Raw genomic sequence first — 12,081 nt, 5'->3', positions numbered from 1 at the left:
GCAGGATGCAGCAATCAGCGTATAGAACAAGCTCTAACGGGCAGTATGAACAAAATAGCAACTTTATTTCACCCGAAAATATACGGTGGAACAATGTTGCTTACTCTAAACTCTAGTAATGAGATTTAAATGTGTTTAAGCGGCTCCCCGGCAGGAGCAATACAGGCAGATTGTTTAGGAGATTGGTGAAATGTTTGAATTAGTGGATGTAGACAGTCAGAACGCGGTTATCAAGGTCATTGGTATCGGTGGCGGTGGAGGAAACGCCGTCACCCACATGCTGCGCGGCAATATCGAGGGTGTGGATTTCATCTGCGCCAATACGGATGCGCAGGCGCTCAACAATTCGGAGGTAAATACCACGTTGCAGATCGGTTCCGGTCTTACCAAGGGTCTGGGTGCGGGTGCAAACCCCCAGATCGGCCATCAGGCTGCCATGGAGGACAAGGACCGCATCGCCGAAGCCATCAAGGGTTCGGACATGGTTTTCATTACCGCCGGTATGGGCGGCGGCACCGGAACCGGTGCCGCCCCCGTGGTGGCCGAAGTAGCAAAGGAGCAGGGTATCCTCACTGTGGCCGTCGTCACCAAGCCTTTCCCTTTCGAAGGTGAGAAGCGCATGAAGGTGGCCGAGATGGGTATCGAGGAACTGGGCAAGCACGTGGATTCCCTGATTACCATCCCCAATGAGAAGCTGCTGGCGGTGCTGGGCAAGAGCACTTCATTGCTGGATGCCTTCAAGGCCGCCAACGATGTGTTGCTCAACGCGGTGCAGGGCATCGCTGAGCTGATCACCCGTCCCGGACTGATCAATGTGGATTTCGCGGACGTGCGCACCGTCATGGGTGAAATGGGCATGGCCATGATGGGTTCTGGTAGCGCTTCCGGCGAAGAACGCGCTCGCAAGGCGGCAGAAGCGGCAGTCAACTGTCCGTTGCTGGATGATTTCCATCTTACTGGCGCCAAGGGCGTGCTGGTCAATATCACGGCTGGCCTGGATCTGGGTATTGGCGAGTTCGACGAGGTAGGTACTACAGTCAAGGAGTTCGCCAGGGAAGATGCCACCGTGGTGGTTGGCACCGTTATCGATCCGGAAATGCACGATGAACTGCGGGTCACCGTGGTCGCCACAGGACTGGGTGAAGAAGAAGAGGTGGAGATAGCGCGTCCGGAGATGGAGGTGGTTGCTCCACCCCAGGCAGTGATCCCTGAAACGGATGAGACTGCGCAATTTGGTGAAGTGCCGGTGCAGCGGAATACGGCCAGCTCCTACGATAACCTGGAGGTCCCCACCGCGATTCGCCGCCGTCAGGAACAAAAGGCAGCTGCCAAACCCATGGAAAAACAGGATATGGACTATCTGGACATTCCTGCTTTTCTGCGACGCCAGGCCGACTGACAGGAGTGCGCTGATTTGCAATCGGATCCGAAAAAGGGTAGATTAGGGAAATCCCTGATTTACCTCTAGAGGTTCCCTAGGGTAATTCTGACAAAAAATCGGCTCTGGCCGAGGGTGGAGAGATTCGCGGATGATACGGCAACGCACACTAAAAAATGTCATACGGGCCACAGGAGTCGGCCTGCACACCGGTGAAAAGGTTTTCCTCACCCTGCGGCCTGCTGCTGTGGATACGGGTATCGTTTTCAGAAGGGTTGACCTGCCGGAACCCATGGATATTCCCGCTACAGCTGAAAACGTCGGCAATACCCAGCTGTCCACCACCCTGGAACAGAACGGCGTGGAGATATCCACGGTGGAACACCTGCTGTCCGCTTTTGCCGGACTGGGTATCGACAACGCCTATGTCGACGTCAGCGCCCCCGAAGTGCCGATCATGGACGGCAGTGCCGGGCCTTTTGTCTTCCTCATTCAGTCTGCCGGTGTGGAAGAACAGAATGCGCTGAAAAAATTTATAAGAATCAAAGATGTTGTTGAAGTCAAGGACGGTGACAAGTTTGCCCGCTTCGAGCCTTTCGAGGGCTTCAAGGTCAGCTTCGGCATCAATTTCGATCATCCTGTTTTTACCGATGACACCCAGTTCTCCAGTATCGATTTTTCCTCCACCTCTTTTGTAAAGGAAGTCAGCCGAGCGCGTACCTTCGGTTTTCTGCGGGAAATCGAGATGCTGCGCGAAAAGAATCTGGCGCTGGGTGGCAGCATGGACAATGCTATCGTCGTGGACGACTACCGCGTGCTGAATGATGACGGCCTGCGTTATGAGGATGAATTCGTCAAACACAAGATTCTGGACGCAATCGGCGATCTGTACCTGTTGGGGCACAGCCTGATTGGTTCGTTCCGTGGTTACAAATCCGGACATGCGCTGAACAACAAGCTGTTGAACAAGCTTGTCGCCACGCCGGAAGCCTGGGAAGAGGTCACCTTCGATGAAGAGGACGGTCTGGCGCCCATATCCTATATTGCGCCGGTACACGTTTCCTGAGGAAAATCAGCCGTCAGACGTGTCGCTCAGCCGCTTCAGTGCGGCCCTGATCGCATCGTCATCAATGGAATCAGCGAGTTGGCTGACAAGTTCGGCTGTTCTTCTGGGCAGGGAACCCAGCGGCTTTCGGCCTGGTCTAATAGCATCAGGCAAAAAGATACGTACATCCAGCTTGGTCAGGTTCGGCGCAAGCTTCCGGGTCCTGTCCAGAATCTGCGGTGCATGAAATCGCAGCCGAGTTGCCCAGACGGGGGAATCCGTGTGCAGTATCAGGCGGGTCCCGTTGAGGCGGGCATGGATGCAGTGAGGCTTCAGCGTATCGGGTAGCAGTTGCCGTATTTGTTCGAGCAATGCCTGCTGTTTTTGCAGCATGCGTGCCAGGTGACCCAGTTGGTCACCGTTGTCGACTACGTTCGATACCGGGCGTGGTTTTTCTGTCATAGTGAGTCGATTATACGATGTCTGCCGGTCGAGGAATCATGAATAACCGAACTGCCTGGTCAGTCAGGTCTGTGCTGCTGGTGAGTTTGCTGGCGGGCGCTGCGCTTTTGTCCGGATATTTCTACGGCAAACTGCAATCCGTACAGATTGCAGAAGACCAGGCCATGCAGTCTGCATTGCAGGCCATGGCAGAGGAAAGGCGTGAGTTCGATGACCTGCGCAACAGCATGGAGGCCGAAATCGATGCCCTGGCATTGCGTATCGGCAGTCTGCGAGCCCATCTCCTGCGCCTGAACGCCCTCGGGGAGCGCCTCGTCGATGTGGGCAAGCTCGATGCCCAGGAATTCGACTTTTCAGCCGAACCTGCCCAGGGTGGCGTCGATCAGGATTCGGATGCGGAATCGGCCGGCATGCTGGAGCTCCAAGCGGAAATCGAACGGCTTTCCCGGGCATTTGCCGACCGGGAACACAAGCTGAACCTGCTGGAAGAAATGCTTTCCAAGCGCGATGTGCGTGATCAGGTCATCCCTTCGGGGCAACCGCTGAAGCACGGTTTTATCAGTTCCACCTTTGGTCGCCGTACGGACCCTTTTACCGGTAAGAAGAAATACCACAAGGGTATCGATTTTGTCGGCAAGCGGGGCAGTGAAGTGCTGGCCGTCGCTGCCGGTGTGGTGACAAAAGCGGAACGTATGAGTGGTTACGGCAATGTCGTGGAAATCCGCCATGCCGATGGGTATATCACGCGTTATGCTCACAACCAGGAAAACCTGGTTAAAGAGGGCGACCGGGTGGAAAAGGGCGAGCCCATCGCCATGCTGGGCTCGACCGGTCGGTCCACTGGTCCGCATGTGCATTTCGAAGTGCGCCGCAACGGAAAAATCATCAATCCCGCCCGTTTCATCAAGGGTGGTTGAGCTTGGTTTCATCTCCCCATATTCAGCAGTAAAAGAGCCGCTTTTGCGGTATCATTCCCGTTTTATGTCCGGCCGAAAAAAACTGTGCTGCCTCGCGGCACGCTGCCGTTTCCAATTCTGGCCCTGAAAGGTCCCACGCTACATGTTCAACAAGATCGCAAAAAAAGTATTTGGCAGCCGCAATGAACGGCTGGTCAAACGCATGTTCAAGGATGTTGAAAAGATCAACGTTCTGGAAGACTCCGTAAAAAGCCTCTCTGATGAAGAGCTGCAGGGAAAGACTGCAGAGTTCCGGCAGCGCCTGGAGAAGGGGGAATCCCTGGACAGTCTGCTGCCCGAGGTGTTTGCCGTCGTGCGGGAAGCCAGCAGCCGGGTTTTGGGCATGCGCCATTTCGATGTGCAGCTCATCGGCGGTATGGTGCTGCACCAGGGCAAGATTGCCGAGATGCGCACCGGTGAGGGCAAGACCCTGGTGGCGACGCTGGCCGTGTATCTGAACGCCCTGGAAGGCAAAGGCGTGCACGTGGTCACGGTAAACGATTACCTGGCACGGCGGGACGCCTCCTGGATGGGCAAGCTGTATCACTTTCTGGGCATGAGCACGGGCATCATCAATTCCTCGGGCGGATCAGGGCCCGACAGCAGTTCCTACCGTTTTGATCCGGACTCGGATGGTAGTGCCAGTGGTCACCGTTTCCTGGTGAATGTGAGCCGCAAGGAAGCTTACGACTGCGATATCACCTATGGCACCAACAACGAATACGGTTTCGATTATCTGCGCGACAACATGGCTTTCGAAGCGGGCCAGCGGGTACAGCGCCGGCATTTTGCAGTGGTGGATGAAGTCGACTCCATTCTCATTGATGAAGCCAGAACGCCACTGATTATCTCCGGCCCGGCGGAAGACAGTTCAGAACTCTACCGCCAGATCAACGAGATTATTCCGCGTCTGACGCAGCAGGAGCCCTGCACCAACGAGGAAGGCAAGCCGGATTTCGGCCCTGGCGATTATTCCGTGGACAAGAAGGCCAAGCAGGTCTTCCTCAGTGACGAAGGTCACGAGCATGTGGAAAACATGCTCACGGAAATGGGGCTGCTGGACGAAAACGCCAGCCTCTATGACACCGGCAACATCATGCTCATGCATCATGTCATGGCTGCTCTGCGCGCCCATGTGATCTTCCAGCGCAACGTGGACTATATCGTGCGTGACGGCCAGATCATCATCGTCGATGAATTCACTGGCCGCACCATGCCGGGCCGGCGCTGGTCAGAAGGTCTGCACCAGGCGGTGGAAGCCAAGGAGGGGGTTGAGATCCAGCAGGAAAACCAGACCCTGGCCTCCATCACTTTCCAGAATTTCTTCCGGCTGTACAACAAGCTCTCCGGCATGACGGGCACGGCAGATACCGAAGCCTTCGAGTTTCAGCAGATCTACGGGCTCGAAGTGGTGGTTATTCCCACGCACAGACCGATGGTTCGGGATGACCAGACCGACCTGGTCTACCTTACGGCCAAAGAGAAGTTCGATGCTATCGTCGAGGATATCCGTGACTGCGTGAAACGTGGCCAGCCGGTGCTTGTCGGCACGGCTTCCATCGAGGTTTCGGAGCTGGTGTCCGGTCTGCTGAACGAGTCAGGCATCGAGCACCAGGTTCTCAATGCAAAACAGCATGAGCGGGAAGCCCGCATCGTTGCCGAAGCCGGTCTGCCAGGCGCGGTGACCATCGCTACCAACATGGCTGGCCGGGGTACGGATATCGTGCTCGGCGGAAATGTCGATGTGGAAGTGGAAGACCTGGGGCCGGATGCCAGTGAGGAACAGAAGGAGGCATTGCAGGAGGCCTGGCGGCAGCGGCATCAGCAGGTGCTGGAATCCGGTGGCCTGCGGGTTATCGGTACGGAAAGACACGAGTCGCGTCGCATAGACAACCAGCTGCGTGGCCGTTCCGGCCGCCAGGGTGATCCGGGCTCCAGCCGCTTTTATCTCTCTCTGGAAGACAACCTGATGCGCATCTTTGCTTCCGAGCGGGTGGGCAAGCTGATGCAGAAACTCGGCATGCAGGAAGGTGAGGCCATTGAACACCCCTGGGTGAACAAGGCCATCGAGAATGCCCAGCGCAAGGTGGAAGGCCGCAACTTCGACATCCGCAAGCAATTGCTGGAATACGATGATGTTGCGAATGACCAGCGTAAGGTCGTCTATGAACAGCGCAACGAGCTCATGGACGTGGATGACATTTCCGACACCATTGCCAGTCTGCGCGCTGATGTGCTCAATGACGTCATCGATACCTATATCCCGCCGCAAAGTATTGAGGAGCAATGGGATATTGCCGGCCTCACCGACGCGATGAAGGAGCATTTCGATCTGGACCTGCCCATACAGCAGTGGCTGGATGAGGATCATTCTCTGCACGAGGAGACCCTGCGCCATCGCCTGCTGGAAACCCTGGAACAGGTGTATGCAGACAAGGTGGCACTCGCAGGCGAAGAGCAGATGCGCTATATCGAGAAGGCTGTGATGCTGCAGACCCTGGATACCCACTGGAAGGAACATCTTGCGGCCATGGACTATCTGCGTCAGGGCATCCATCTGCGTGGTTTTGCCGCCAAGAATCCCAAGCAGGAATACAAGCGCGAAGCCTTTGAACTGTTCTCGGGAATGCTGGATGCAATGAAGATCGAGGTTGTGGAAACCCTCAGCAAGATACAGCTGGCGGATGCGCCACCGCTGGAAGTCGAACCGCAGATCAACGAATTCGAGTTCAAACACGAGTCTTTCGGCGGTCTGCCGGAAGAAGAAGCGCAAATGGCTGATGCTGCCGAAGATGAACCACAGCAGCCCTACGTTCGCCCGGACCGCAAGATCGGCCGCAACGAACCCTGTCCCTGTGGATCGGGCAAGAAATACAAGCAGTGCCACGGCAAACTGCAGTAGGATGCAATGAGCACAGCGAATTGCATCGCAAGCTGTATTGATAGCCTGTCCGCACCGGGGCTTTTCGGGATATGAGCAGTCTTCCCGTCAATGTTGTCCCTGGCGTCCGTCTGGCCGCTGTTGCCGCCGGCATTCGCTATAAGGAACGGGACGACCTGGTGCTCATGGAGCTGGCCGAAGACAGTGTGGCTGCTGCAGTATTTACCCAAAACGCCTTTTGCGCGGCACCCGTAACGGTTGCCCGGCAGCATCTTGAAAAAATTTCCCCACGCTATCTGCTGATCAACTCCGGCAATGCCAATGCGGGAACAGGCGACACGGGTATGGCAGCCAGTTACGAGACCTGTCGCCTGGTGGCGGCAGCTACGGGCGTTGCGATGAACCAGGTGCTGCCTTTTTCCACCGGCGTCATCGGTGAAGACCTGCCTACCGATCCCTTTGCCCGCTCCATCCCGGGCCTTCTTTCCACCTTGCGGCAGGACGGCTGGCAATCTGCCGCTGCTGCCATCATGACCACAGATACGGTGCCCAAGCTGGCGAGCCGCAGTTTTACCGCTGACGGACAGAAAGTAACGGTGACTGGCATGTGCAAGGGCTCCGGCATGATCCGCCCGGACATGGCAACCATGCTGGCCTTCGTGGCTACGGATGCCCGGATCGACAGAACATCGCTGCAGCAGGTGCTGGAAACCGCCGTGCAACCCTCGTTCAACTCCATTACCGTCGACGGTGATACCTCTACCAACGATGCCTGTGTGCTGGTGGCAACGGGTCAGTCCGGTGTGGATGTGGCAGACGAGACGACGCCTGCCGGACAGGCCTTTCGACAGGCTGTGAACGAGGTGTGCATGGCACTGGCCCGCGCCATCGTGCTCGACGGCGAAGGTGCGACCAAGCTGGTGGAGATTTTCGTGGAAGAGGCACAAAGTGTGCAACAAGCGCGGGACGTGGCCTATACGGTTGCGCATTCACCGCTGGTGAAAACCGCCCTGTTCGCTTCTGATCCCAACTGGGGACGTATTCTGGCTGCCGTGGGCAGGGCCGGGGTCGAAGACCTCGATATTGGCCAGGTGCGTATCTGGCTGGATGATGTCTGTATTGTCTCCGGAGGTGGAAGGGATGCCGCTTACACAGAAGCCGCCGGCCAGGCCGTTATGGACAAGGATGCCTTTACCATCCGGATCGCGCTGGCACAGGGGCAGGCCAGTACCCGTATCCTGACCTGCGATCTGTCTTACGACTATGTCAAGATCAACGCCGAATACCGGACCTGACGGCAGTTCCCTGCCGGTGGTGCATGTTGCTGCCGGCGTACTCATCGACAATCAAGAAAAGGTGCTGCTGGCCCGGCGATCTACCGACAGCCATCAGGGCGGCTTGTGGGAATTTCCTGGTGGCAAGCTCGAACCGGGTGAGCAAAGCCACGAGGCGCTTTCTCGTGAACTGGAAGAGGAGCTGGGCATACAGGTGAGGAGCTGTCGGCCCCTGATCCGCGTGGCGCACCGATACCCGGACCGGGAGGTCATCCTGCATACCTGGCTGGTCACGGATTGGGAAGGTGATCCCCGGGGAAGAGAAGGCCAGCCCCTGTCATGGGTGCCGCTGGAGGAGCTGCGGGACTGGTCCATGCCCGCAGCCGATCTTCCCATCCTGCGGGCTCTTGACCTGCCGGATACCTATCTGATCACCCCACCGGGCAGCGATGATCCAGCATTGTTCCTGAAGCAGTTGCGGCGGGCGCTGGCGGGCGGTATTTCCCTGATACAGTTTCGGGTGTTCGGCCTGCCCCCATCTCAGCATGAAGCACTCGCCCGGAAGGCATGCCGGTTGTGTGAGGAATACGGCGCACGCATGCTCGTGAACAGTTCGCTGGAACTGGCTCTGGCTGTTGGTGCCCACGGTGTACACCTGGATCGCCGTCGCCTGGCGGCCCTGGCGGACAGAAACGGGTATGAAGGAATGTTGCTGGCAGCTTCCTGTCACGATGCCTCGGAACTGGCGCAGGCCCGGGCCGTCAGCGTGGATTTTGCCGTGTTGTCGCCCGTGCTGCCCACGTTGAGCCACCCGGATGCCGAGGTTCTCGGCTGGCGGGGATTCAAGCAACTATGCGAGAACTGTTCTGTGCCTGTCTATGCCCTGGGTGGCATGTCGCTGGACCTGCTGGAACAGAGCTGGAGGCAGGGCGGCCAGGGTATCGCTGGCATTCGGGGCTTATGGCCGCCAACCTGATGGCTGTTGATCTTGTTCTTCGTCGTCACTGAGCCATTCGTTCAGGTCGATCAGCTGGCAGCGCCTGCTGCAAAATGGCCGCCAGATGGACGCTTCTTCCCATTTCACCGGCTGGCCGCAGGTGGGACAGGCAACCAGGGTGGTCGGCCTGTTCGTGGACTGGTCGTCAGATTGCACAGGTTTTCAGCTGAAAAGGAACGTCCTGTTCCGATTGTCCGGGGTGTTCTCCCTGATTGCTTTCCAGAAAACGGATGGTGAAGCGGTGTTTGCTGCCGCTTATTTCCGCATACAGCAGGGACGCGGCATCTACCTTTACCTGGATCAGCTGCACTTCGCGCTTGGCATCGAGATTTTGTTGGTACAGGCCCTTGAGTGCTGTTTGCTGCTGGAATACGCTGCTGCTGCGCAGCAGTCCCAGGAGCAGCTCCGTGGTTTCCTGTACGGTGCTGATTTCGTGGCGCCAGTCATCCAGTTGCATGACTCTTTCCGTGTGCGGCAGGTTGAGCCAGTAGTGAAACTGGGGAAGGTCGAATTCGTAGCTGCCACCGGGGATGGGCCCGCGCTGGGAGATGCTTTTCAGAAAATCGTTCTTTCGCAGTGCTCCGCCCAGTTGCCTGCCGCTGGAGTAGAGGCGGTCGATCATGTTGGCAATGTCATCCAGTACCTGATGCAGTCGCACCTGGTCCACTTTAGGGTTGGAGCTGATGGACGTCAGGGATTTCTGCTGCTGCTCCAGTTGCTTGAGCATGTCTTTCTTTATGTCAGCCCGGGCGAGTATGCTGCTGATATCCAGCAGCGCCTGCAGGGCCGCCCGGCTTTGCCACTGACTGCTGCCGGCAAGTTGAAACTCGAATTGCTCGAACAGATGGGAAATCCGCAGCAGGGTACGCGTCCGTTCATTGAGTGGATGTTCAAAAAGAATCTGGTTGTGCAAAACAGGCATCCCGCCAGCGATAATGGTTGTTGTATTGTCCTCCAGATGAGGTGGAGGTTCAATCTGAAGGGTTCCCGATGGACAGGTAAAATTTGTGTAGCTTTTCCACCTGTTGTTGTAGCTGTTGTAAATTACCGCTGTTTTCAATGACATCATCAGCGATGCAGGCGCGCTCTGACCTCGAAGCCTGGGCAGCAAGTATTTTTTCCGCCTGCTTTTCATCAATACTGTCCCTGCGGCAGACACGCGCTACCTGCAGGCTTTCCGGTGCATCCACCAGCAGGACACGATCTACCATGGACTTTAAACCGCTTTCCACCAGTAATGGGACAACCAGCAGTACATAGGGTTCAGTCTCGAGGGCAGACAGCCGGTGTTCTGTTTCCTGGCGAATAGCCGGGTGGAGAATGTTTTCCAGGGCTTTCCTGGCCTTGGGGTTGTCGAAGATATGCTTTCTGAGCAGTTTTCTGTTCAGCCGGCCTTCCGTATCCAGAAACTGCTCGCCCAGCTGTTTCCGGATCTGCTGCAGGGCGGGTTTTCCAGGTTCAACCAGCTCCCGGCTGATTTTGTCGGTATCGATTACCGGGATGCCGAGACGGGCGAAGTGATTGCTGACTTCGGTTTTGCCACTTGCGATTCCTCCTGTCAGACCTACCTTGAGCATTATATTAACCCGGCGGGGGAATAGTGATGGGCGGTTGTCAACCTATACCAGCGAATTGCAGGTAGCTCTGGTTGATCTCGTTGCCCCAAAGCATGGCAATCCATCCTGCTGCCGCAAGATAGGGACCAAAAGGAATGGGGATGGCTTTGTCCCTGCCCATAAACAGCATCATGCCGATACCGCTGATTGCACCGACAACGGCAGATAGCAGCAGGATCTGGGGAAGCATCTGCCATCCCAGCCAGGCGCCGAACAGTGAGAACAGCTTGAAATCTCCGTAGCCCATGCCTTCCTTGCCGGTAATCAGCAGGAACAGATGGAAAATGAACCACAGGGACAGATAGCCGGCAACGGCGCCGTAGACAGCCGAATGGATATCAGTGAACCCGCCGTCCAGGTTGATCATGAGCCCCAGCCAGATCAGTGGAAGAATCAGGATATCAGGCAGCAACTGCAACCTGATGTCGATGATGCTCATGGTGATCAGTGACCAAATAAGCAGCAGGGCTGCCGGCGTCTGCCAGGAAAATCCGAAATGCCAGGCAACCGCCAGGGAAAAGATGGCGGTGAGCAACTCCACGACAGGGTATTGAATTGACAGCTTTACACCGCAGGATGTGCACTTCCCCTTTTGCACCAGCCAGCTCACCACGGGAATGTTTTCCCAGGCCCGGATGCGGTGGCCGCAGGAAAGGCATGTGGATGGCGGTGTCATCAAAAAGGCAAGGCCGAACCACTTGTTCGGAACGTATTCGGTTTCTATGTCTGCCAGTTCAGCGCAAGCGTCTTTCAGCTCCTGCTCCATGCGCCTGGGCAGACGGTAGATGATTACATTCAGGAAGCTTCCAACGATGAGGCCAAGAATGAAGGCTAAGGGATAGAAAATGACGGGCCGGGAAAATACCTCTTCCATCAGATGGCCGCGCCGAGCTTGAATATCGGCAGATACATGGCAACAACCAGTCCAGCTACCAAAGTGCCGAGAGCGACCATGATAAGGGGTTCCATCAAACTGCTGATGGCGTCAACGGCATTATCTACTTCTTCTTCATAAAAGTCAGCCACCTTACTGAGCATGTCATCCAAAGAGCCGGATTCCTCGCCAATGGCGACCATTTGTTTGACCATATGAGGAAACAATGGCTGTTGTTCCATGGCCAGTCGTAAAGACTGACCGGTTGCGATGTCTTCCCGCATTTCCTTGACCGCATTGCCATAGACGATGCTACCGGTAGCACCCGCGACGGAATCTAGCGCCTCGACCATAGGTACGCCAGCTGCAAACATGGTGGATGTGGTGCGGGCGAAACGTGCCAGTGCTGATTTATGCATGATGGAGCCAAAAATAGGTGCCTTAAGCATGCCTCGGTCGATCAGTTCTCGAAATTTTGGCGAACGTTTCCACAAATTCGAGACAACTACCACCGTAGCCGCTAGCCCAATCAATATTGCCCACCAATAGTCTTGGATAAAGTAGGACAAATCGAGTGTCGGGTACCATGTGATTATAT

At 56.3% G+C, this 12,081-nt stretch carries 12 protein-coding genes; 6 read left to right on the top strand and 6 right to left on the bottom strand.

What is annotated here, in order from left to right; translation table 11 throughout:
- Positions 1-190: 190 nt before the first annotated feature.
- A complete protein-coding gene (gene ftsZ / locus ACOCD2_RS05350) occupies positions 191-1,399 on the top strand; it encodes a cell division protein FtsZ (RefSeq protein ID WP_293646306.1) in 1,209 nt (402 codons plus the stop codon).
- Positions 1,400-1,529: 130 nt separating this feature from the next.
- Positions 1,530-2,444, top strand: a complete 915-nt coding sequence (gene lpxC / locus ACOCD2_RS05345) for a UDP-3-O-acyl-N-acetylglucosamine deacetylase (protein WP_293646308.1) — start codon at positions 1,530-1,532, stop codon at positions 2,442-2,444.
- A 6-nt stretch (positions 2,445-2,450) separates the two neighbouring features.
- Here the strand turns inward: lpxC and ACOCD2_RS05340 are convergent, their stop codons facing one another.
- Complete coding sequence (locus tag ACOCD2_RS05340) at positions 2,451-2,885, bottom strand: DUF721 domain-containing protein (protein ID WP_293646310.1); 435 nt, start codon at positions 2,883-2,885, stop codon at positions 2,451-2,453.
- Between the two features lie 38 nt (positions 2,886-2,923).
- On the opposite strand from ACOCD2_RS05340, the gene ACOCD2_RS05335 reads away from it, so the two are divergent.
- From ACOCD2_RS05335 to ACOCD2_RS05320, 4 genes are all read left to right on the top strand, one after another.
- Entirely contained in the window at positions 2,924-3,802 is an 879-nt protein-coding gene (locus ACOCD2_RS05335) for a M23 family metallopeptidase (RefSeq protein WP_293646312.1), read from the top strand.
- Between the two features lie 142 nt (positions 3,803-3,944).
- Entirely contained in the window at positions 3,945-6,743 is a 2,799-nt protein-coding gene (gene secA / locus ACOCD2_RS05330; RefSeq protein WP_293646313.1) for a preprotein translocase subunit SecA, read from the top strand.
- Between the two features lie 71 nt (positions 6,744-6,814).
- Positions 6,815-8,017, top strand: coding sequence for a bifunctional glutamate N-acetyltransferase/amino-acid acetyltransferase ArgJ (gene argJ / locus ACOCD2_RS05325; RefSeq protein ID WP_293646315.1), 1,203 nt, complete (start codon positions 6,815-6,817; stop codon positions 8,015-8,017).
- The gene (locus ACOCD2_RS05320; protein WP_293646317.1) at positions 7,986-8,972 is read left to right on the top strand and encodes a Nudix family hydrolase; all 987 of its coding nucleotides are present in this window, start codon (positions 7,986-7,988) and stop codon (positions 8,970-8,972) included. Before argJ ends, ACOCD2_RS05320 begins: the two co-directional genes overlap by 32 nt.
- Here ACOCD2_RS05320 and ACOCD2_RS05315 read toward each other — a convergent pair.
- The 5 genes from ACOCD2_RS05315 to ACOCD2_RS05295 form a co-directional block, all read right to left on the bottom strand.
- Positions 8,955-9,149 carry a DNA gyrase inhibitor YacG gene (locus tag ACOCD2_RS05315; RefSeq protein WP_293646319.1) on the bottom strand — a complete coding sequence of 65 codons (195 nt, stop codon included), beginning with the start codon at positions 9,147-9,149 and terminating at the stop codon, positions 8,955-8,957. The two genes, ACOCD2_RS05320 and ACOCD2_RS05315, sit on opposite strands and share 18 nt — an antisense overlap.
- Positions 9,139-9,906: a cell division protein ZapD gene (zapD, locus tag ACOCD2_RS05310; RefSeq protein WP_293649422.1), complete on the bottom strand. Its 768-nt coding sequence runs from the start codon at positions 9,904-9,906 to the stop codon at positions 9,139-9,141. Before zapD ends, ACOCD2_RS05315 begins: the two co-directional genes overlap by 11 nt.
- A gap of 58 nt (positions 9,907-9,964) precedes the next feature.
- A complete protein-coding gene (gene coaE, locus ACOCD2_RS05305; RefSeq protein WP_293649421.1) occupies positions 9,965-10,570 on the bottom strand; it encodes a dephospho-CoA kinase in 606 nt (201 codons plus the stop codon).
- A 37-nt stretch (positions 10,571-10,607) separates the two neighbouring features.
- Positions 10,608-11,483, bottom strand: coding sequence for a prepilin peptidase (locus ACOCD2_RS05300; RefSeq protein ID WP_293649419.1), 876 nt, complete (start codon positions 11,481-11,483; stop codon positions 10,608-10,610).
- A partial coding sequence (locus ACOCD2_RS05295; RefSeq protein ID WP_293672480.1) for a type II secretion system F family protein occupies positions 11,483-12,081 on the bottom strand: 599 nt, incomplete at its 5' end. The genes ACOCD2_RS05300 and ACOCD2_RS05295, both read right to left, overlap by 1 nt.

Origin of the sequence: Thiolapillus sp., assembly GCF_048562965.1 — a bacterium.
GTDB classification, from domain to species: domain Bacteria; phylum Pseudomonadota; class Gammaproteobacteria; order Chromatiales; family Chromatiaceae; genus Thiolapillus; species Thiolapillus brandeum_A.
Note: the sequence above shows the minus strand (reverse complement) of the source record. Positions and strands in the feature narration are given on the sequence as shown.

What these genes read in the sequence shown, in the direction of transcription:
- lpxC (WP_293646308.1), top strand. Translation starts at nt 1,530, where the DNA reads ATGATACGGCAACGCACACTAAAAAATGTCATACGGGCCACAGGAGTC.
- ftsZ (WP_293646306.1), top strand. Translation starts at nt 191, where the DNA reads ATGTTTGAATTAGTGGATGTAGACAGTCAGAACGCGGTTATCAAGGTC.
- secA (WP_293646313.1), top strand. Translation starts at nt 3,945, where the DNA reads ATGTTCAACAAGATCGCAAAAAAAGTATTTGGCAGCCGCAATGAACGG.
- ACOCD2_RS05300 (WP_293649419.1), bottom strand. Translation starts at nt 11,483, where the DNA reads ATGGAAGAGGTATTTTCCCGGCCCGTCATTTTCTATCCCTTAGCCTTC.
- ACOCD2_RS05320 (WP_293646317.1), top strand. Translation starts at nt 7,986, where the DNA reads ATGTCAAGATCAACGCCGAATACCGGACCTGACGGCAGTTCCCTGCCG.
- coaE (WP_293649421.1), bottom strand. Translation starts at nt 10,570, where the DNA reads ATGCTCAAGGTAGGTCTGACAGGAGGAATCGCAAGTGGCAAAACCGAA.
- ACOCD2_RS05335 (WP_293646312.1), top strand. Translation starts at nt 2,924, where the DNA reads ATGAATAACCGAACTGCCTGGTCAGTCAGGTCTGTGCTGCTGGTGAGT.
- argJ (WP_293646315.1), top strand. Translation starts at nt 6,815, where the DNA reads ATGAGCAGTCTTCCCGTCAATGTTGTCCCTGGCGTCCGTCTGGCCGCT.
- ACOCD2_RS05340 (WP_293646310.1), bottom strand. Translation starts at nt 2,885, where the DNA reads ATGACAGAAAAACCACGCCCGGTATCGAACGTAGTCGACAACGGTGAC.